Annotated in this window: 15 protein-coding genes; all 15 read left to right on the top strand. The window is 71.5% G+C overall.

Annotation, left to right across the window (positions count from 1 at the left end):
* Window positions 1-138: 138 nt before the first annotated feature.
* A complete protein-coding gene (locus ACFP2T_RS36975) occupies window positions 139-1,317 on the top strand; it encodes an ROK family transcriptional regulator (RefSeq protein WP_377430356.1) in 1,179 nt (392 codons plus the stop codon).
* Between the two features lie 49 nt (window positions 1,318-1,366).
* Entirely contained in the window at window positions 1,367-2,977 is a 1,611-nt protein-coding gene (locus ACFP2T_RS36970; protein ID WP_377430353.1) for a sugar ABC transporter ATP-binding protein, read from the top strand.
* A 54-nt stretch (window positions 2,978-3,031) separates the two neighbouring features.
* Entirely contained in the window at window positions 3,032-4,168 is a 1,137-nt protein-coding gene (locus tag ACFP2T_RS36965; protein ID WP_377430350.1) for an ABC transporter permease, read from the top strand.
* A gap of 129 nt (window positions 4,169-4,297) precedes the next feature.
* Window positions 4,298-5,374 (top strand): substrate-binding domain-containing protein, encoded by a 1,077-nt coding sequence (locus tag ACFP2T_RS36960; RefSeq protein ID WP_377430348.1) that lies wholly within the window; start codon window positions 4,298-4,300, stop codon window positions 5,372-5,374.
* Between the two features lie 54 nt (window positions 5,375-5,428).
* Window positions 5,429-6,610, top strand: a complete 1,182-nt coding sequence (locus ACFP2T_RS36955; protein ID WP_377430748.1) for a Gfo/Idh/MocA family protein — start codon at window positions 5,429-5,431, stop codon at window positions 6,608-6,610.
* Between the two features lie 878 nt (window positions 6,611-7,488).
* The gene (locus ACFP2T_RS36950; protein ID WP_377430345.1) at window positions 7,489-8,658 is read left to right on the top strand and encodes an inositol-3-phosphate synthase; all 1,170 of its coding nucleotides are present in this window, start codon (window positions 7,489-7,491) and stop codon (window positions 8,656-8,658) included.
* Complete coding sequence (locus ACFP2T_RS36945) at window positions 8,642-9,541, top strand: SCO3242 family prenyltransferase (RefSeq protein WP_377430343.1); 900 nt, start codon at window positions 8,642-8,644, stop codon at window positions 9,539-9,541. The genes ACFP2T_RS36950 and ACFP2T_RS36945 overlap by 17 nt, the downstream gene beginning before the upstream one ends.
* A complete protein-coding gene (locus ACFP2T_RS36940; RefSeq protein WP_377430341.1) occupies window positions 9,538-10,515 on the top strand; it encodes a sugar phosphate isomerase/epimerase family protein in 978 nt (325 codons plus the stop codon). Before ACFP2T_RS36945 ends, ACFP2T_RS36940 begins: the two co-directional genes overlap by 4 nt.
* Before the next feature lie 61 nt (window positions 10,516-10,576).
* Window positions 10,577-11,200: an EboA domain-containing protein gene (locus tag ACFP2T_RS36935; RefSeq protein WP_377430339.1), complete on the top strand. Its 624-nt coding sequence runs from the start codon at window positions 10,577-10,579 to the stop codon at window positions 11,198-11,200.
* Window positions 11,200-12,093, top strand: a complete 894-nt coding sequence (locus tag ACFP2T_RS36930) for a TatD family hydrolase (protein ID WP_377430337.1) — start codon at window positions 11,200-11,202, stop codon at window positions 12,091-12,093. The genes ACFP2T_RS36935 and ACFP2T_RS36930 overlap by 1 nt, the downstream gene beginning before the upstream one ends.
* On the top strand, window positions 12,093-13,313 hold the full coding sequence (gene eboE, locus ACFP2T_RS36925) for a metabolite traffic protein EboE (RefSeq protein ID WP_377430336.1): 1,221 nt from the start codon (window positions 12,093-12,095) through the stop codon (window positions 13,311-13,313). Before ACFP2T_RS36930 ends, eboE begins: the two co-directional genes overlap by 1 nt.
* Window positions 13,306-14,715, top strand: coding sequence for an alkaline phosphatase family protein (locus tag ACFP2T_RS36920; RefSeq protein ID WP_377430334.1), 1,410 nt, complete (start codon window positions 13,306-13,308; stop codon window positions 14,713-14,715). Before eboE ends, ACFP2T_RS36920 begins: the two co-directional genes overlap by 8 nt.
* Window positions 14,712-15,779, top strand: coding sequence for a polyprenyl synthetase family protein (locus ACFP2T_RS36915; RefSeq protein ID WP_377430332.1), 1,068 nt, complete (start codon window positions 14,712-14,714; stop codon window positions 15,777-15,779). The genes ACFP2T_RS36920 and ACFP2T_RS36915 overlap by 4 nt, the downstream gene beginning before the upstream one ends.
* Window positions 15,780-16,085: 306 nt before the next feature.
* Window positions 16,086-18,983, top strand: a complete 2,898-nt coding sequence (locus ACFP2T_RS36910) for a PQQ-dependent sugar dehydrogenase (RefSeq protein WP_377430330.1) — start codon at window positions 16,086-16,088, stop codon at window positions 18,981-18,983.
* A gap of 75 nt (window positions 18,984-19,058) precedes the next feature.
* A complete protein-coding gene (locus ACFP2T_RS36905) occupies window positions 19,059-21,194 on the top strand; it encodes a ThuA domain-containing protein (RefSeq protein ID WP_377430328.1) in 2,136 nt (711 codons plus the stop codon).
* The last annotated feature ends 458 nt before the right edge of the window (window positions 21,195-21,652 follow it).

Below are 21,652 nucleotides of genomic sequence, written 5' to 3'. Positions count from 1 at the left end.
CTTTCGTCCGTAGAGACAAAAGTTAGCGTCAGATTGGATGAAGCTCTAGACATCGACTCCGGAAGGCTCCTACTGTGTCGAGCACAACGCGCTTGCGTTGCCTCGAGATGAACGTGAGCCTGACGGAGGTGACTCTCTGTGCGCACCCCGGAAGCGCTACACCTCCGACTGCTGCGGCTGCTGCGCGACGAGGGCGCGGTGTCCAGGGCCGAACTCGCCGACCGCCTGCAGATTCCCCGACCTCGCCTGATCGCCGAACTCGAGCGGCTGGTCGGCCTCGGTTACGTCGCGGAGGCGGGACTCGCCGCATCCCGGGGCGGGCGGCGTTCCACGCTGGTCGAACTCAGCCCCGACCTGCGGTTCGCCGCCGTCGACCTGGGCGCCAGCTCGATCGACGTCGAGGTGGTCAACGGCCGGCTGGAACCGATCGCACACTACGCCGAGGCGGTCGACATCCGCTCCGGCCCGAAGGCCATCCTGCAACGCGTCAACGAACTGCTGCAGAAGGCCAAGGTCGACGGGGCGTACGAGCGGCTGCACGCCGTCGGGATCGGCGTACCGGGGCCGGTGAGCTTCCGCGACGGCGTACCTGTCTCACCCCCGATCATGCCCGGCTGGGACCGTTTTCCGGTCCGTGAGCTGCTGACCCGGGAGCACGGCTGCCCGGCGGTGGTGGACAACGACGTCAACATCATGGCCATCGGCGAGCGGCACGGCGGCGTGGCGCACTCGGTGGACGACTTCCTGTTCGTCAAGATCGGCACCGGCATCGGCTGCGGGATCTACCTCTCCGGTGAGGTCTACCGGGGTACGGACGGCTGCGCCGGCGACATCGGGCACATCCAGGTCGACTCGCACGGTCCGATGTGTTCGTGCGGCAACGTCGGCTGCCTGGAAGCCCTGTTCAGCGGCGCCGCGCTGGCCAAGGAGGCCGGCGTGGCAGCCCGGAGCGGCTCCTCACCGGCCCTCGCCGAGCGGCTCACCGCCGCCGGCTCGGTCACCGCGCTCGACGTCGCCGAGGGTGCGATCGAAGGCGACGTGACCTGCATCCGACTGATCCGCGACGGCGGGCGTCGGGTCGGTGGCGTGCTCGCCGGCCTGGTCAGCTTCGCCAACCCGTCGATGATCGTCATCGGGGGCGGACTGGCCCAGCTCGGCCACATCCTGCTCGCCGAGATCCGCAGCGTCGTCTACCGGCGTTCGCTGCCGCTGGCCACCGGCAACCTCCCGGTGGTCCTCTCCGAACTCGGCCCGCGTGCCGGAGTCACCGGTGCGGCCGTGCTCGCCACCGACGTCGCATTCGGGGAGGCGTCATGACCCGGGCGGAGCGAGCACCCGTCATGACCGAGCGCAGCGAGGAGAGGCCATGACCGAGAACAGCGAGGAGCAGAACCCGGCCGTCGCCGGGGAGGCCACCGAGCCGCAGCCGTTGCTGGCCGCACCCGCCGACACGGTGCCGGGCGAGGTCGTACTGCGCCTCACCGACGTGGTGAAGACCTTTCCCGGCGTACGGGCCCTGGACGGCGTCCAGTTGGAGGTACGGGCCGGCGAGGTGCACTGCCTGCTCGGGCAGAACGGCGCCGGCAAGTCGACTCTGATCAAGGTGCTCTCCGGCGCCCACCAGCCCGACTCGGGGCAGGTGGAATGGCTCGGCCAGCCGACCACCTTCGCCAACCCGCAGGCCGCGATGAAGGCCGGCATCGCCACCATCTACCAGGAACTCGACCTGGTCGACGACCTGTCGGTGGCGGAGAACGCCTTCCTCGGCCACGAGCCGCGCACGCTCGGATTCGTCCGTCGGGGATACATGGCCCGGCGGACCCGGGAGATCCTCGCCCGGCTCGGGCACGCGGAGATCCCGGCCCGCCGGATGGTGCGCTCGCTGCCGGCCGCCGGCAAGCAGGTGGTCAGCATGGCGCGGGCACTGTCGCACGAGGCACGGCTGATCATCATGGACGAGCCGAGCGCGGTGCTGGCGCACGACGAGGTCGGCAACCTGTTCCGGATCATCCGGGAGCTGACCGCCCAGGGCATCGCGGTCATCTACATCTCGCACCGGATGGAGGAGATCCGCGAGATCGGCGACCGGGTCACCGTACTCAAGGACGGCCGTACCACCGCCGCGGACCTGCCGGCCCGGACCACCCCGACCCGCGACCTGGTGAGCCGGATGACCGGCCGGACCATCGAGTACGTCTTCCCGGACCGCCCGACCGCCGAGCCCACGGGCGAGGAACTGCTCCGGGTACGCGAACTGAGCCGCGAGAGAGAGTTCGCCGACGTCTCGCTGACCGTGCACAGTGGTGAGATCGTCGGCATCGCCGGCCTGGTCGGTTCGGGCCGCTCCGAGCTGCTGGAGACCATCTTCGGCGCACGCCGGGCGCAGGCCGGCACGGTGTCGATGGCCGGGCGCCCGCTGCGCCCCGGCAGCGTCGGTGCCGCCGTCCGAGCCGGACTGGGCATGGCACCCGAGGAGCGCAAGAGCCAGGCCCTACTGCTCGGCGAACCCATCTACCGCAACGTCACGCTGGCCACCTTCACCCGCTGGGCCCGGCTCGGTTTCACCAACGCGGGCCGGGAACGGAGCGAGGCGGCGGCGGTGGCCGACCGGTTGGACCTGCGCCCCCGGGACGTACGTCGTCCGGTGCGGACCCTCTCCGGCGGCAACCAGCAGAAGGTTGTGGTCGGGCGTTGGCTGCTCGGGAACACGAAACTGCTGCTGCTCGACGAGCCGACCCGAGGCGTCGACGTCGGTGCCCGGGCGGAGCTGTACCAGGTGATCCGGGCGTTGGCCGCCCAGGGCGTCGGCGTACTGCTGGTCTCCAGCGAGGTGCCGGAGGTGCTGGGCCTGGCCGACCGCGTACTGGTGATGCGGGAGGGCCGGGTGGTCCGCGAGGCCCCGGCCGGAGAACTCGACGAAGACACCGTGCTCGACCTCGTGATGGCGGGGTCGCTGATGGAGGGCACGCCAGCATGAGCGAGCGGAGCGAGGCGTCGGCATGAGCGAACATACAGCGGAGTGGAGGTCGGCATGAGTGAACGTACCGAGACCGCCGTGCCGGCCGGTACGGCACCGGACCTGCCGGCGCAGTCGTCCCCGGTGTCGCCCGCACCGGCCGATGCCGGGCACGGCGCCCCGGGGGTCGGGAAGGCGTCCGGCCTGAGCGGTCTGTGGAACGGCGACGCGGGTGAGTCGATCCGGCGCAACCTGGGCCTGGTCGGGGTGCTGGTGGCACTGATCGTCATCGGCATGATCACCCGGCCCGACCTGTACGGCAACATGAACTGGGTCGGCGACAACATCATGTCGATCCTCACCCTGGCCTCGGTGGTCGGCGTGGTGACGGTCGGAATGACCTTCGTGATCATCGGCGGCGGCATCGACCTCTCGGTGGGTGCGATCGTCGCGCTCGCCGGAGTCTGGTCCACCACGGTCGCCACCCAGAACTTCGGCGCGGGCGGAATGATCTTCACTTCGGTGCTGGTCGCGACCTGCGTCGGCTTGATCAACGGCCTGCTGATCTCGTACGGCCGGCTGGTGCCGTTCATCGCCACCCTGGCGATGCTGGTCGCTGCCCGGGGCCTGGCCGCCGAGATCTCCGACAAGCAGACCCAGGTCTCCAACAACGAGACCATCAACAGCATCGCCAGCGCCCGGCCCCTGGGCATTCCGCTGCTGGTCTACATCCTCGCCGCGGTGGTGGCCGCCGGCTGGGTGCTGCTCAACCGCACCACGTTCGGGCGGCGTACGGTCGCGGTCGGTGGCAACCCGGAGGCGGCCCGACTGGCGGGAATCAACGTCAAGCGGCACACCCTACTGCTCTACGCGCTCTCCGGACTCTGCTGCGGAATCGCCGCCGTCATGCTGACCGCGCAGGCGAACTCGGCCCAGGCGGCCATGGCCAACCTCTACGAACTCGACGCCATCGCCGCCGCGATCATCGGCGGAACGCTGCTCAGCGGCGGCCGGGGAACCATCATCGGCTCCCTGCTCGGCGTGATCATCTTTGCCACCATCACCAACCTGTTCGCGATCAACGGCCTGTCCACCGAGGCACAGAACATGGTCAAGGGCGGAATCATCGTCGCCGCCGTACTGGTCCAGCAGTTCCGGTTCAAGTCCGTCACCCAACTCTTCGCCAGAAACAGGCTCACCTCCAAGAGCTGACACACCGCACGAGGTTCCCCCGGGGCGGCCTCCGCCACCGACGGCCGGACAACCGGTCAGCGGCGGAGGAGTGATCGCCGGTTCAACCACATCCCACCCCCCACTGAAGTCGAATATCAGGAGGTCGTCATGACCCAGCACGATCCGCTCCGGCCGGTGCGTGACCTGTCGCGCCGCCGGTTGCTGCTCGGCGGGGCCGCGGTCGGCGCGGGCGCCCTGCTCACCGCCTGCACCAGCAACGAGGCCGACCCGGAGGACAACGGCCAGGTCAAGGCCGCGGACAGCTCGGCCAACCCGAACAGCGCGCCCGGCAAGAAGGTGGTCATCGGATTCTCCTCTCCGGCGGCGGACCACGGCTGGACGGCCGCCATCACCAAGAACGCCGAGGCGCAGGCGAAGCTCTACACCGACGTGGAGTTCAAGGCGGTCGCGGCCGGTGCCGACGCCGCCGCCCAGCGCGCCACCCTATCCACGCTGATCTCGCAGAAGCCGGACGTGATCGTCCTGCTACCGCACGACGGCAAGGAGTTGAACGCCTTCGGCCTGGAGGCCATGGCGGCCGGCATCCCGGTGGTCAACCTGGACCGGGCGTTCCCGGACGCGCTGGCCTACCGGCTCCAGATCAAGGGCGACAACTACGGCATGGGCGTCTCCGCCGGCCGCTACATCGGCGAGCAGATGAAGGCCAAGGGCATCGCCAACCCGATCATCGGCGAGATCGCCGGCATGGACGAGCTGGAGCTGACCAAGGAACGGTCCGAGGGCTTCAAAGCCGAGCTGGCCACCTTCGGCTTCAAGGTGGAGAACCGGCGGGCGGCCCGGTTCACCGCGGACACCGGCCAGGCCGAGGCATCGCAGCTGCTCCGGGCGCTGCCGAAGATGGACGCGCTGTGGAACCACGACGACGACCAGGGCATCGGCGTGCTCGCCGCGATCAAGCAGGCGAACCGGTCCGAGTTCATCATGGTCGGCGGCGCCGGCTCGAAGGCCGCGATCGACGCGATCGCCGCGGACAACACGGTGCTCAAGGCGACGGTCACCTACAGCCCGTCGATGGCCTCCTCGGCGATCTCGCTGGCCCGGCTCATCGCCCAGGGTCGGGGCATGTCCGACCTGGTCGAGTTGCAGGTCCCGAAGGAGATCACGTTGGCCTCCGAGACCATCACGAAAGAGAACGCGAGCACGTACAGCAAGCTCGGGTTCTGACACACCGGGGGGAGACCCACCTTGTCCACTGAAGAAAAAGAACTGCGGGTCGGCATGGTCGGCTACGCGTTCATGGGCGCCGCGCACTCACAGGCGTGGCGCACCGTGAACCGCGTCTTCGACCTGCCGGTGCGGGCCCGGATGGCCCTGATCTGTGGCCGGAACGAGTCGAAGGTCGCGGACGCGGCCGGCCGGCTCGGCTGGGACGGGCACACCACCGACTGGCGTGAGCTGATCGCCCGGGACGACATCGACATCGTCGACGTCTGCACCCCCGGCGACAGCCACGCCGAGATCACGATCGCGGCGCTGGAGGCGGGCAAGCACGTACTGTGCGAGAAGCCGCTGGCCAACACGGTCGAGGAGGCTCGGGCCATGGTCGCCGCGGCGGCCAAGGCGCAGACGGTGGGCGTACGGGCCATGTGCGGGTTCAACTACCGCCGCGTCCCCGCGGTCAGCCTGATGCGGGAGCTGGTCGCGTCCGGCCGGCTCGGCGTGATCCGGCACGTCCGTGCGGTCTACCTGCAGGACTGGATCACCGATCCGCAGTTTCCGCTGGTCTGGCGACTGCAGAAGGACAAGGCGGGGTCCGGTGCGCTCGGCGACATCGGTGCGCACATCATCGACCTGACCCAGTTCGTGACCGGCCAGCGGATCACCGGGGTCAGCGCGATCACCGAGACGTTCGTCAAGGAGCGTCCGCTGCCCGCCGAGTCGAGTGGACTGGCCGCCTCGGCCGACGGCGCCGCCGGTGCCGGAGCCACCGGGCAGGTCACCGTCGACGACGCGGCGGTCTTCGTGGCCCGGCTCGACGGCGGCGGACTGGCGACCTACGAGGCCACCCGGTTCGCGACCGGCCGGCGGAACGCCCTCCGGGTCGAGATCAACGGTTCGCTCGGCTCGGTGGCGTTCGACCTCGAACGCCTGAACGAGCTGGAGTTCTTCGACGCCACGGAACCCGGTGTCGAGCAGGGCTTCCGGCGGATCCTGGTCACCGAGGGCGACCACCCGTACATGGCGGCGTGGTGGCCACCGGGGCACATCATCGGCTACGAGCACTCGTTCACGCACGAGTTCCGCGACTTCCTCGCGGCGCTCGCCAGCGGATCGGATCCGACCCCCTCGTTCGCGGACGCGCTCCAGGTCCAGCTGGTCCTGGACGCCGTCGCGCGATCGGCGGATCTCGGCTCCTCCTGGACCGAGGTGGAGCCGGTGCCCGCGCCGGTCTCCGCGTAACACGTAACGCACCGAACCGGCGTACGCCGGCTTCCCGCCCGCCGGGCGCGGAGCCGGCACCGCCGGAGGCAGTTGTCCATCCGTCGGGGTGGACCGACCCGCAGGTGGGCCGGTGCTTCCCGACCCGAGAGCTTTCCGGAGTGACCGGCGAGGGTCCGGCCGCGGTTGCGCCCCGCGATCGGATCGAGGTCCCTCCGGAGGGTGTACGCCCGCACGCCGGAGCCCGTTCCGGTGGGTGGTGCGTACGGCAGATGATGCGGCCGTCCGGTACGGCCGGACCGGGATTCCCCGGTCGTGCCGGACGCCGGAACTCCGGCCAGGACGAACCCTCGACCAACGGCACACCCCCGCACACCACCCCCACACCTCCCACCCCCGCACACACCCCCACCCCCACGTACCACCCGAGCGGCCCGAGCGGCGCCCGGCCGGCACCGCCGGCCGCGAATGCGACGCCGGGAACGTCGGGCACCCCGCCGGGTGCCCCGCCGCCGGAGCAGACCACCCATCCACCGTCCTTACACAGCATTGGGACAACTGAACAAGGACAGCTTGCGACCGGAGCCGGCAGCGTACGGCTGGCCGGTCGCCAGTGGAGAACGGGGGAGGCAGGACCGAGACGCCGACCGGCCCTGCCTACCAAGCCCCGTCCGCCCGCCCGGTCACGGACCCGGGCAGCGTCGTTGCCGCCGACTCCGGCGCTGCTCAAAGGGATGTTCCACCGCGACGGTCGGGCGGACGGGGCGCTTTTCACTTGATCACGGCAAGATGTCCCGATAGACGGATTCGGCGAACGATCCGGCAGTTGCCCGGTTCACCGCCGTACATCCCGGACCGGTGTCGCGAGGCCCGATCCGGCACCGGAGGGAGGAGCACTCATGCGTACAGGTGTCTGGCTGGTGGGCGGGCGTGGTTCGGTGGCGGTGACCAGCACGGTCGGGGCGCTGGCCCTGCGGGCCGGTCTCGCCGAGCCGACGGGCTGCGTGACCGAGCTGCCGGCCCTGCGCGCCGCGGCCCTGCCGGCACTGGCCGACCTGGTCTTCGGTGGACATGACGTGGTCAGCACTCCGCTGACGAAGAAGGCCGAGGCACTGGCCGAGGCCGGTGTGCTGCCGGCCCGACTGGTGGCGGCGCTGACCGAGGAACTCGGCGCGGTCGAGGCGGAGCTGCGCCCGGCGCCGACCGGTGAGCGCCAGGCGTCGGTGATCGAGGCGATCGTCGCCGACCTGACCGGTTTCCGGGAGCGGCACGGGCTGGACCGGGTGGTGGTGCTGAACGTCTCCTCCACCGAACCGGTCCCGGCGCCCCATCCGGCGCACGCCGACCTGGCCCAACTGGACGCCGCGCTCGCCGTCGGCAGTCCGCTGCCGGCCAGCTCCGCGTACGCGTACGCGGCCTTCACGGCGGGCTGTTCCTACGTGGACTTCACCCCGTCGACCGGTGCCCGACTGCCCGCCCTGGCCGAACTGGCCCGCCGGGTCGGTGTTCCGTACGCCGGGCACGACGGCAAGACCGGCGAGACGCTGGTGAAGTCCGTGCTGGCGCCGATGTTCGCGATGCGCAACCTCAAGGTGCGGACCTGGTCCGGGCTGAACCTGCTCGGCGGCGGGGACGGCGCGAACCTGGCCGAGCCGGCGGCGAACGCGGCCAAGTCGGCCAGCAAGCAACGGGTGCTCGGCGAGACACTGGGCTACCTGCCGCAGGGCAACACCCGGATCGAGTACGTCGACGACATCGGCGACTTCAAGACCGCGTGGGACCTGGTGACCTTCTCGGGCTTCCTCGGCACCGCGATGCGGATGGAGTTCAGCTGGCACGGCTGCGACTCCGCGCTCGCCGCGCCGCTGCTGCTCGACCTCGCCCGGTTGACCGCCGCCGCGCACCGGGCCGGTCGCACCGGCCCGCTGACCGAGCTGGCGTTCTTCTTCAAGGATCCGCTCGGCGAGGTGCCACACGCGCTCGCCGAACAGTGGGGCACCCTCTGCGCGTTCGCCCGGGGACTGGACGCCGACCGTACGGAGGGATCCCCGGATGCCGTCGCTCGCTGATCTGGCCGAGTTGGTCCGGGCGCCCGCCGCGCTCTCCGTACCCGGGGACGTGGTGGCGGGTGCCGCCGCCGCCCGGGCGCTGGACCAGCGCGTGCCGGGGCTGGCCGCGGCGTCGGTGCTGCTCTACTGGGGAGGGATGGCCGCCAACGACTGGGCGGACCGCGAACTGGACGCCCGGGAGCGGCCGGAGCGGCCGATTCCGAGCGGGCGGGTCTCGCCGGGGCTCGCCCTCGGTGTCTCGGCCGGGCTCACCGCCGCCGGGGTCGCCCTGGCCGGCCTGACCGGGGGTCGCCGGGCGCTGGCCGTCGCGGTGCCGCTGGCGGGCACGATCTGGGCGTACGACCTGGTGGCCAAGAACACCTCGGCCGGGCCGGCGGTGATGGCCGCCTGCCGTGGCCTGGACGTGCTGCTCGGGGCGAGCCAGGGGCGTGCCGTCCGGGCGGTGCCGGCGGCGCTGACCGTGGCCGCGCACACCTACACGGTGACCGAACTGTCCCGGCGCGAGGTCTCCGGCGCCTCCCGCGCGCTGCCGGCCGCCACCCTGGCCGGAACCGCCGCCGTAGCCGCCGCCGCGATGTCCGCCCGCCGTTCCGGTCCGGATGCCGGGCAGCGGACCGCTCCCGGCTCCGGGTCGGGCTGGCGGGCGCTGGTGCCGGCAGCGCTCGCCGGCTGGTACGGGTTGCAGTACGGCACTGCCCAGGCCCGGGTGGCCGCCGATCCGCAGGCGTCCCGGGTACGGGCGGCGGTCGGCGCCGGCATCACCGGACTGCCGGCCCTCCAGGGTGCACTGGTCGCGCGGGCCGGTGCGGCGGTGCTCGGGGTCGCGGTGGCCGCCGCCGCCCCGCTCGGCCGCCGGCTGGCCCGGAAGGTCTCCCCGACATGACCACCGCCCCCGCCTCCGGCCTGCGATTCGGGTACGGCACCAACGGCTTCGCCAACCACCGGCTCGACGATGCGCTGCGCGTGCTGGCCGACCTCGGCTACCAGGGGGTGGCGCTGACCCTGGACCACGACCACCTGGACCCGTTCGGCCCCGACCTCGCGGCCCGGGTGGCGGCCGTCGGCCGGCGGCTGGCGGAGTTGAACCTCGGGGTGGTGATCGAGACCGGGGCCCGGTATCTGCTCGACCCGTGGCGTAAGCACGCGCCGACCCTGCTGCACGACGACTCCGCGCTGCGGGTCGAGTTCCTCCGCCGGGCCGTCGCGATCGGCGCCGACCTGGGTGCCGAGGCGGTCTCCTACTGGTCCGGAGTACGGCCGACCGGGGTCGATCCGGCGACCGCCTGGGACCGGCTGGTGGCCGGCTGCGCCGAGCTGGTCGACGTCGCCGACGACGCCGGGACGGTGCTCGGCTTCGAGCCGGAGCCGGGCATGCTGGTGGCCGACATCGCCGACTGGCAGCGGCTGCGGACCGCCCTCGGCGCCCCACCGCACTTCGGCATCACCCTCGACATCGGACACTGTCGCTGCCTGGAGCCGCTGCCGGTGCCGGACTGCGTCGAGCAGGTCGCCGCGCACCTGGTCAACGTGCAGATCGACGACATGCGGCGAGGCGTTCACGAGCACCTGGAGTTCGGCACGGGAGAGATCGACTTTCCGCCGGTGCTGCGGGCCCTGTCCGACGCCGGCTACGCCGGGCTGGTCGCCGTCGAACTGCCCCGGCACTCGCACGCCGCGCCGACGGTGGCGGCGCGGTCGATCGAGTTCCTGCGGGCCGCCGAGGCCGCCGGCCGGGCCGCACCAGGTCCGACGACCGGAGCAGCCGGCCGGGCGGCACCAGGTCCGACGACCGGAGCCGCCGGCACGCCGGTGGCCGCCGTCCCGGACCGGGCCACGGCATCGGGGCCACCGGGCTGACGACCACGAACGGGGGAACGCGACCACCGACGGAGCTGACACCTAGGCCTGGGGAGGACCGATGGAACCGGAACCGGAACGACTGCGGGCGGCGCTGGAGGCCGTGGCGGACCAGCGGCTGCCCGATCGGGGCTGGCTGACCGAGGCGCTGCGCCGGGTCGAGAGCGAACCGGCGGCGATCGGCCGGCTGTTCGCGTCGGCGGGCCGCAGGTGCGGCCGGGGACCGCTGCCGGAGCTGCCCGACTGGACCGCCGACGACGCGGCCCGGGTACTGCTGCTCACCGCGCTGCCATCGGCCGAGGTGACCGGCGAGGTCGAGGCCCTCTACCGGTACGGCGACGGAGCCGAGAAGCGGGCGGTGCTGCGGGCGCTGCCGATGCTGCCGATCGGGGACGCCGGAGTGCCGCTGCTGCACGACGCGATCCGGACCAACGACACCCGGCTGGTGGCCGCCGCACTGGGCCCGTACGCCGACCGGCTCGATCAGGCCGCCTGGCGGCAGGCGGTGCTCAAGTGCGTCTTCACCGGGATCCCGCTCGCCGTCGTGCACCGTCTCGACGAGCGGGCCGACGGTGAACTGGCGACCATGCTGGCCGGTCTCGCCGAGGAACGCCGGGCGGCGGGGCGGGACATGCCGGCCGACGCGACCGCGCTGCTGGACCGACTGAGCACTAAGGAGGCCTGATGCGGATCTTCGACCCGCACATCCACATGACCTCGCGGACCACGGACGACTACGAGCGGATGGCCGCCGCCGGGGTACGTGCCCTGGTGGAGCCGGCGTTCTGGCTCGGGCAGCCGCGCACCAGCGCCGCCTCGTTCACCGACTACTTCGACTCGCTGGTCGGCTGGGAGCCGTTCCGGGCCAGCCAGTTCGGCATCCGGCACCACGCGACCATCGCGCTGAACCCGAAGGAGGCGAACGACCCGCGCTGCCGGGAGGTGCTGGCGCTGCTGCCCCGCTACCTGGACAAGGACGGCGTGGTGGCGGTCGGCGAGGTCGGGTACGACTCGATGACGCCGGAGGAGGACGAGGTCTTCGCCGCCCAGCTCGCCCTGGCGGTCGAGCACGAGCTGCCGGCCCTGGTGCACACCCCGCACCGGGACAAGGCCCGGGGTACCGAGCGGAGCCTGGCGGTGGTCGCCGAGTCGGGCCTGGACCCCGGCCGGGTGGTGATCGACCATCTGAACGAGGTGACCGTCGGGCTGGTCCGGGACACCGGCTGCTGGCTGGGCTTCTCCATCTACCCGGACACCAAGATGTCGCCGCCGCGAATGGTCGAGCTGCTGCGGACGTACGGGACCGAGCGGATGCTGGTCAACTCGGCCGCCGACTGGGGCCGGTCGGATCCGCTGCTGACCCGGGTCACCGCCGACGCGATGCTGGCGGCCGGGTTCGACGAGGACGACGTCGACCGAGTGCTCTGGCGCAATCCGGTCGAGTTCTACGGCCAGTCCGGCCGGCTGGAGCTGGGCGACGAGCTGGGCGACGGCACCGCGGACGGCACCGCCGACGAGCCGCCTCCGGCCGCCGCGGGCACCTTCGAGGGGAACTCGATCCTCCGGGGTGGTAGCTGATGCGGCTGCGGCACGCCGACGGGCAACTGGTGCACCTGAGCTACTGCACCAACGTGCATCCGGCCGAGGACCTGGCCGGGGTGATCGGACAGCTCGACACGTACGCGGTGCGGATCCGGCAGCGGCTCGACACCGACGTACTCGGCCTGGGGTTGTGGCTGGCCGCGCCGGTCGCGGCCGGGCTGGCCGCCGACCCGCAGGCCCGGCGCCGGCTCCGCGCCGAGCTGAACGCGCGCGGGCTGGAGGTGGTCACCCTCAACGGGTTCCCCTACCAGGCCTTCCAGGCGCCGGTGGTGAAGCAGGCGGTGTACCAGCCGGACTGGACCACCCGGGAGCGGCTGGTCTACACGCTGAACCTGGCCACCATCCTGGTCGACCTGCTGCCCGACGACGCCGTCCGGGGCTCGGTCTCCACCCTGCCGCTGGCCTGGCGGGAGCCCTGGGACGAGCGGAGCTCCGCTCGGGCGGCCGGGGTGCTCGCCGAGCTGGCCAACGGGCTGACCGAGATCGCCTGGCTCTCCGGCCGGGCGGTCCGGGTCGGGTTCGAACCGGAGCCGGGCTGCGTGGTCGAGTCCACCGCACAGGCGGTCGCCGAACTGTCCCGGGTGGACACCGACCGGCTCGGCATCTGCCTGGACCTGGCCCATCTCGCCTGTGCCTGGGAGGACCCGACACAGGCGCTGGCCCGGCTGCGTACCGCCGGGTTGCCGGTGGTGAAGGTCCAGGTCTCGGCCGCGCTGGCCGCCGCCGACCCGGTTGCGGCCGTGGACACTCTGCGCGGGTACGTCGAACCGCGCTTCATGCACCAGACCCGTGCCGAGTCCTGTGCCGGGGCCACCGATCCGGCCGATCCCGCCCACGCCGCCGACGACCTGGACGAGGCGTTGGACGCCGAGCTTCCGGGCGCCTGGCGGGTGCACTACCACGTGCCGTTGCACGCCGTGCCCGCCCCGCCGCTGGAGTCCACGGTGCCGGTGCTGCGGGACGCCCTGCGGGAGCTGTTCACCGGGCCGGTCGCCGGCTGCGACCACCTGGACGTCGAGACGTACACCTGGGGGGTGCTGCCGGCGGCGCAGCGCCCGGGGTCGGACGAGGAACTGGCCACCGGGATCGCCGCCGAACTGGCCTTCGCCCGCGACGAACTGACCGCGTTGGGGCTGACCCCGGCCCCGGCCGGACCGACGGCACCCACGCCGCTGCTGAGGAGGCGCGATGGCTAATCCACTTGTCGTGATCGACGTGGTCGGGCTGACCCCCCGGCTGCTCGCCCACATGCCCCGGCTCCGGGCCCTGGCCGACGCCGGCTGCCAGGCCGAACTCGGCACGGTGCTGCCGGCGGTCACCTGCTCGGCCCAGGCGACGTTCCTCACCGGCGCGCTGCCGTCCGAGCACGGCATCGTCGGCAACGGCTGGTACTTCCGCGACCTGGGCGAGGTGTTCCTCTGGCGGCAGCACCACGCGCTGATGGGCGGGGAGAAGGTGTGGCAGGCGGCCCGCCGGGAGCGCCCGGACTACACCGTGGCCAACGTCTGCTGGTGGTACGCGATGGGCGCCGACGTGAACTGGACGGTGACGCCCCGGCCGATCTACTACGCGGACGGGCGCAAGGAGCCGGACTGCTACACCGACCCGCCGGAGCTGCACGACGAGCTGACCGGAAAGCTCGGCGGCTTCCCGCTCTTCACCTACTGGGGGCCGGGCGCCGGACTGCCGTCCTCGGCGTGGATCTGCAAGGCCGCCCAGCAGGTGATGGCCGACCACGACCCGGACCTGACCCTGGTCTACGTCCCGCACCTCGACTACGACCTGCAACGTTTCGGTCCGTCCTCGCCGCAGGCGGTGGCGGCGGCGGTAGCCCTGGACGAGGTGCTGGGCCCGCTGCTGGACGCCGCCGCCGCCCGGAACGCGACGGTGGTGGCGCTCTCCGAGTACGGCATCACCGAGGCTTCCCGGCCGGTGGACGTCAACCGGCTGCTCCGCTCGGAGGGGCTGCTCCGGGTCTACACCCAGGACGGGATGGAGTACCTGGACCCGTGGACGTCCCGGGCGTTCGCGGTGGCCGACCACCAGATCGCGCACGTCTACGTCAGGGACCCGGCCGACGTGCCGGCGGTGGCGAAGCTCTGTGCCGGGCTGCCCGGGGTGGCGCAGGTGCTGGACGACGCGGGCAAGGCCGCACACGGGCTGGACCACGAGCGCTCGGGCGAACTGGTGCTGGTCGCCGAGCCGGACGCCTGGTTCACCTACTACTACTGGCTGGACGACTCCCGCGCCCCGGACTTCGCCCGGCTGGTGGAGATCCACCGCAAGCCCGGGTACGACCCGGCGGAACTCCTCTTCGATCCGGCGGCGCCGGGAGCGGCCAAGCGCCGGGCGGCGGTGGCACTGGCCCGGAAGAAGCTCGGGATGCGCTACCTGATGAGCGTGGTCGGACTCGACGCCGGGGCCCGGGCGATCCGCGGCTCGCACGGCCGACTTCCCGCCGATCCGGCGGACGCCCCGGTGCTGCTCTGCTCGGACGCCTCGGTGGCCCGGGACCGGTACGCCGGCACCGAGGTCAAGGGACTGCTGCTGCGGCTGGCCGGGCTGGCCGGAGCGGGTGCCACCGGAGCCGAATCATGACCGCGACGGTGCCGGACGTCGATCTCGGCGCGCTACGGAAGCGCTTCGACGCTCAGCTCGCCGCCTTCCTCGACCGGCAGGATCCGGACTGGCCCGACGGGGCGCCGCGCGGCGTCTTCACCACGCTGAACCGGTTCGTGCTGGCCGGCGGCAAGCGGCTCCGGCCGATGTTCTGCTACTGGGGCTGGCGTGGCGCGGGCGGCGTGGACGGCACCCCGATCGTGGCCGCCGCGGCCGCGCTGGAGCTGTTCCACGCCTTCGCGCTGATCCACGACGACATCATGGACGGCAGCGACCGGCGTCGGGGCGAGCCCTCGGTGCACCGGCTCTTCGCCGACCTGCACGCCCGGTCGGCCTGGCGCGGCGACCCGGCCTCGTACGGGCGGAGCACCGCGCTGCTCTGCGGCGACCTCTGTGCGGCGTGGGCCGACCAGCTGTTCCACGAGTGTGGGCTGACCCCGGAGGAGGTGCACCGGGGCTACGGCGTCTTCGCCACCATGCGTACCGAGGTGATCGCCGGGCAGTACCTGGACCTGGTCTCCGGGGTGGGGGACGGGTCGGTGGCGAGCGCGCTGACCGTGATCCGGATGAAGGCGGCCCGCTACACCGTGACCCGGCCGCTCCAGATCGGCGCCGCGCTGGCGGCCGGGTCACCGGAGTTGCTGGCCGCGCTGGCCGAGTTCGGCGATCCGCTGGGTGACGCGTTCCAGCTCCGCGACGACGTGCTCGGGGTCTTCGGCGACCCGGCACTGACCGGGAAGTCGGTGCTGGACGACCTGCGCGAGGGAAAGCCGACGGTGATGATGGCGCTGGCCCGGGGCAGTGCCAACCGGGCCCAGGCGCTGCGGTTGAAGGACCTGTTCGGCAATCCCGACCTGGAGCCGGCGGGCGCCGACGAGTTGCGCGGGATCATCGTCGAGACCGGTGCCCTGGACCGGATCGAACAGATGATCAAGGTACGCACCGACGCCGCGATGGCGGCGCTGGCGGTCGCCCCGATCTCCCCCGAGGCCGACGCGGTGCTCGCCACGCTGGCCGCCGAGGTCGTGGACCGGGAGAGATAACCCGCTCCCGGCTCACCGGCACCGGAACTTTTCACGTGATGAACGAAAGTTCGCGGTAGTCGGGGCGAAAGTATAGACACATCGACACGAAGAAATTAGTGTCTTGCCCAGCACAGAGTTGTTACGTCGAGGTAAACCACGGCGCGGTTAACCCATCGACTGGCGACCTCCGTACTGGCGCACCCGCGTCGGCGGCGGTCGCAGCTTGGGCGGAACGGCGTCCCCCGGGCGGATCTACCCCGACGGCATCTGGCGCGACGGCGCGCGCCCTGCCTTGCCACACCTGGTTAGGACGGGAGTGCACGAATGTCTTCAACCGACCATCCACATTGGACCGACCATGGTCGCTGGACCAGTCGACGGCAGGGGTTCGGCCGGCGACGGTGGGCGACCGGTGCCGCGCTGCTGCTCGCCGCGACCGCCGTACCGGCGGTGCTCGGCCCCACCGCCCCGGCCGTGGCGCACCCGATCACCGCCGCCGACTTCCAGCAGGTCACCCTGGCCCGTGGCGTCGCCGAGGTGGGCGAGCCGATGACGATCGCGGTGCTGCCGGACCGCTCGGTCCTGCACACCGCCCGCAACGGCACGCTCCGCCGTACCGATGCCGCCGGCAACACCGCCGTGCTCGGCACCCTGCCGGTCTACACCCACGACGAGGAGGGCCTGCAGGGCGTCGGCGTCGACCCCGGCTTCGCCACCAACCGGCAGATCTACCTCTACTACGCCCCGCCGCTGTCCACTCCGGCCGGCGACGCGCCCGCCAACGGCACCGCGGCGCAGTTCGCACCCTTCGCCGGGGTCAACCGGCTGGCCCGGTTCACCCTGAACGCGGACTTCACCCTCAACACGGGCAGCCAGGTCACCGTGCTCGACGTACCGGCGGACCGGGGGATGTGCTGCCACGTCGGCGGGGACATCGACTTCGACGCGGCCGGCAACCTCTACCTCTCCACCGGGGACGACAGCAACCCGTTCGAGTCCGCCGGCTACTCGCCGATCGACGAGCGGACCAACCGCTATCCCGCGTACGACGCGCAGCGTTCCGCCGGCAACACCAACGACCTGCGGGGCAAGATCCTGCGGATCAAGGTGAACGCCAACGGGACGTACTCGATCCCGGCCGGGAACCTGTTCGCACCGGGAACCGCGAACACCCGGCCCGAGATCTACGCGATGGGCTTCCGGAACCCGTTCCGGATGAGCGTGGACAAGGCCACCGGGCACGTCTACGTCGGCGACTACGGGCCGGATGCCGGCACCACCAACGCCAACCGGGGCCCGAGCGGGCAGGTCGAGTTCAACCGGATCACCTCGCCCGGCAACTACGGCTGGCCGTACTGCACCGGCACGAACACCAGCACCGAGACGTACAACGAGTGGACCTTCCCGGACGGGCCGGGTGCGGCGAAGTACAACTGCACCGGCGGACCGACCAACAACTCGTTCCGGAACACCGGCCAGGGCACCCTGCCGGCCGCCCGCCCGGCCTGGATCCGGTACGCCGGTGACGCCGGCACCCCGACCGAGTTCGGCGGCGGTTCCGAGTCGCCGATGGGCGGCCCGGTCTACCGCTACAACGCCTCGAACCCGTCGACCACGAAGTTCCCGGCCTCCTTCGACGGCCAGTTCTTCGCCACCGAGTTCGGCCGGGGCTGGATCAAGCCCATCCACGTCAACGCCGACGGCACCCGTGGCGCGATCGACACCTTCCCCTGGGTCGGCAAGCAGGTGATGGACTCGGCGTTCGGGCCGGACGGCTCCTACTACGTGCTCGACTACGGCACCGGCTACTTCAACGGCGACGCCAACTCGGCCCTCTACCGGTTCGACTACGTCGGCAGCGGCAACCGGGCGCCGATCGCGGTCGCCAGCGCCAACCCGACCTCCGGGACGGCGCCGCTCACCGTCACCTTCTCCTCGGCCGGCTCCTCCGATCCCGAGGGTGGCGCCCTGACGTACTCCTGGGCGTTCGGCGACGGCACCACGTCGACGGCGGCCAACCCGACGAAGACGTACACCGCGAACGGCAACTACACGGCGACGCTGACCGTACGCGACCCGGCCGGGGCCACCGGCACCGCCAGCGTGACCGTCGGAGTCGGCAACACCGCCCCGACGGTGACCATCACCGCGCCGGCCAGCGGCCAACTGGTCGCGTTCGGCGACGCCGTGCCGTTCCAGATCACCGTCACCGACCCGGAGGACGGCACCATCGCCTGCTCCCGGGTCAAGATGACGTACGTGCTGGGCCACGACACCCACGGCCACCAGATCACCTCGGCCAACGGCTGCTCCGGCACCCTCACCATCCCGGTCGACGGCGAGCACGACGACGCGGCGAACATCTTCCCGATCTTCGACGCCGAGTACACCGACAACGGCGGGGTCACCACGCACACCCAGCACATCCTGGCGCCGAAGCACCGGCAGGCCGAGCACTACGGCACCTCGTCCGGGGTGGCGAAGTTCGCCAAGGCCACCGCCGAGGGCGGGCAGACCGTCGGTGAGATCAACAACGGCGACTGGATCGCCTTCCAGCCGTACCGGCTGAACAACGCCACCTCGTTCACCGCCCGGGTCTCCTCGGCCGGCGCCGGCGGCACCCTCCAGGTCCGGACCGGCTCGGCCACCGGCACCGTGATCGGCTCGGCGACCGTCCCCGTCACCGGGAGCTGGGACACCTTCACCACCGTCACCGGAAGCATCGCCAACCCGCCGGCCGGGACCACCACGCTCTACCTGACCTTCGCCGGCTCCGGCACCGGCGCCCTGTACGACCTCGACGCCTTCACCTTCGTCACCGGCGGGGGCGGCGGTGGCGGCGGTACCGGCCCGATCGTCGGCCTGGCCGGCAAGTGCCTGGAGATCGACGGCGGAGCCACCGCCGACGGCAGCCAGGCACAGATCTCGACCTGCACCGGCACCCCGCGCCAGACCTGGACGGTGAGCGGCCAGACGCTGCGGGCCCTCGGCAAGTGCCTGGACATCTCCGGCGCCGGCACCGCCAACGGCACCAAGATCCAGCTCTGGACCTGCAACGGCACCGCCGCCCAGAACTGGGCCCCCCAACCCGACGGCACCCTCCGCAACCCCGCCTCCACCAAGTGCCTAGACGTCTCAAACAACAGCTCCACCGACGGCCAGGACGTGCACCTCTGGGACTGCATCTCCACCGCCGCCAACCAGAAGTGGACCCTACCCTGATGTAAGGAAGGGCCCCTTCTTATCGCATTTTGTATAAGAAGGGCCCCTTCCTAACCCCCCAAAGGGAGAGCGAAGATGCGCAGACGACTTCTCCGGTCGATCCTCGGCGTCGCCACCACCACGTTGGCGGTACTGGCCTGCACGACCGTGCCGGCCGGGCCGGCCAGCGCCGCCGACGCCCCGTACGACGTACTGGTCTTCTCCAAGACGGCCGGTTTCCGGCACGACTCGATCGCCGCCGGCACCCAGGCGATCCGCGAACTCGGCGCGGCCAACAGCTTCACCGTGACCGCCACCGAGGACGCGGCCGCGTTCAGCACCGCAAACCTGGCCCAGTACGAGGTGGTGGTCTTCCTCAACACCACCGGCGACGCGTTGAACGCCGCTCAGCAGAGCGCGTTCGAGTCCTACATCCGCAGCGGCAAGGGGTACGTCGGGGTGCATGCCGCCGCCGACACCGAGTACGACTGGCCGTTCTACGGCAACCTGGTCGGGGCGTACTTCGCCTCGCACCCGGCGATCCAGCAGGCCAACGTGAAGGCGGTGGACCGGGGGCACGCGGCAACCGCCCACCTGCCGCAGACCTGGACCCGGACCGACGAGTGGTACAACTACCGCACCAACGCCCGGTCGACCGCCCGCGTGCTGGCGACGCTGGACGAGTCGTCGTACTCCGGTGGCGGGATGGGCGCGGACCATCCGCATGCCTGGTGCAAGACGTACGAGGGTGGCCGGTCCTTCTACACCGGCGGCGGGCACACCCAGGCGTCGTACGCCGAGCCGGCCTTCCGGGCGCACCTGCTCGGCGGCATCCGGTACGCGGCCGGCCGGTCCAAGGCCGACTGCCGACCGGAGTCCGGCTACAGCACCCTCTACAACGGCTCGACCACCGGTTGGTCCCAGGCCGGTCCGGGGAACTTCACCAACTCCGACGCCACGCTGACCTCGGTCGGCGGGATGGGGCTGTACTGGTACAGCGCGAAGCAGTTCACGTCGTACTCGCTGAAGCTGGACTGGCGGCTGGCCGGCGACGACAACTCGGGCATCTTCATCGGCTTCCCGCCGTCGAGTGACCCGTGGTCGGCGGTCGACAACGGCTACGAGATCCAGATCGACGCCACCGACGCGGCCGACCGGACGACCGGCGCGGTCTACACGTTCAAGTCCGCGGACATCGCGGCCCGGGACGCGGCGCTCAACCCGCCGGGCGAGTGGAACACCTACGAGCTGCTGGTCGAGGGGGAGCGGCTGCGGATCTACCTCAACGGTGCACTGATCAACGACTTCACCAACACCAACCCGGTGCGGTCATTGGCCGGGCACATCGGGATCCAGAACCACGGCACCGGCGACGACGCCTCGTTCCGGAACATCCGGATCAAGGAACTCGGTGGCGGACCGGACCCGGACCCGGGTACCAACACCACGGTCCAGGCCGAGGCGTTCAGCGCGCAGAGCGGGGTCCAGGTGGTCGGCAAGGCCGGTGCAAACGGCGGCTCGACGATCGGGTACCTCGATCCGGGTGACTGGGTGGCGTACAACGGGCAGAACCTGACCGGGGTCAGCTCGCTGCGGGCCCGGGTCGTCTCCGGCGGTGCCGGCGGCACCCTCCAGGTCCGGACCGGTTCGCAGACCGGCACGGTGCTCGGCACGGCGACGATCTCGAACACCGGCGGCTGGGAAAGCTACGCCGAGGTGAGCACCGCGCTGTCCGGGGTGCCGAGCGGCACCCAGAACCTGTACCTGACCGTCGCCGGTTCCGGCACCGGGCTGTACGACGTCGACGAGTTCACCCTGGTGCGCTCGACCTCCGGCGGCGGCGGTTCCGGAACCGGTCCGGTCGTCGGGCTGGCCGGCAAGTGCCTGGAGATCGACGGCGGGGCGACCGCCGACGGCAGCCAGGCGCAGATCTCGACCTGTGTCAGCGGCTCGGCCCGACAGACCTGGACGAGGACCGGTCAGACGCTGCGGACCCTGGGCAAGTGCCTGGACGTCTCCGGCTCCGGTACGGCGAACGGCACGAAGATCCAGCTCTGGACCTGCAACGGCACCGGGGCGCAGAACTGGGCTCCCCAGTCGGACGGCACCCTGCGCAACGCGTCGTCCGGAAAGTGTCTGGACGTGTTGAACAGCAGTTCGGCGGACGGCCAGAACGTGCACCTGTGGGACTGCGTGGCCAACACCGCCAGCCAGAAGTGGACTTTGCCCTGAGATGAGCGGGCGGCGGCCGGGCGCGTGACCCCCCACCACTGTGGCGCGCCCCCGCCGCCCGCCCTCGTCCCGGTCCCGGCTCCTGCCGTGATCACCCGATGGCAGCCCCGCCTCCTTGGCCCGGGAGGCGGGGCTGTCTTGGTCCGCCCGGCACCGCCTGGATGACGGCTGGGGTGGTCGGCGCGGGTAGTGCCAGTTCGGCCGCGTTATCGATGCTTTTCCCCATATCGACAGAAGTTCGCGCTGACGCAACAGAAGGTATAGACACATCGACACCTTCGAATTACTGTGTCGAGCAAAGGTCATACCTATTACGTCACGGTAACCGGCGGCGCGGTTAACCCACGACAACGATCAGCGTGCCGGTTTGCCCATCGGCCGAGGGTCGCGGCTTCGCGGGAGGGCGACCTCCCGGGGAGAGATCCACTCCGACGGCATCCGGCGCAACGGCGAGCGCC

This window comes from Plantactinospora solaniradicis, from assembly GCF_042658085.1.
Lineage (GTDB): Bacteria > Actinomycetota > Actinomycetes > Mycobacteriales > Micromonosporaceae > Plantactinospora > Plantactinospora solaniradicis.
This window is presented reverse-complemented; position numbering and strand designations above follow the sequence as displayed.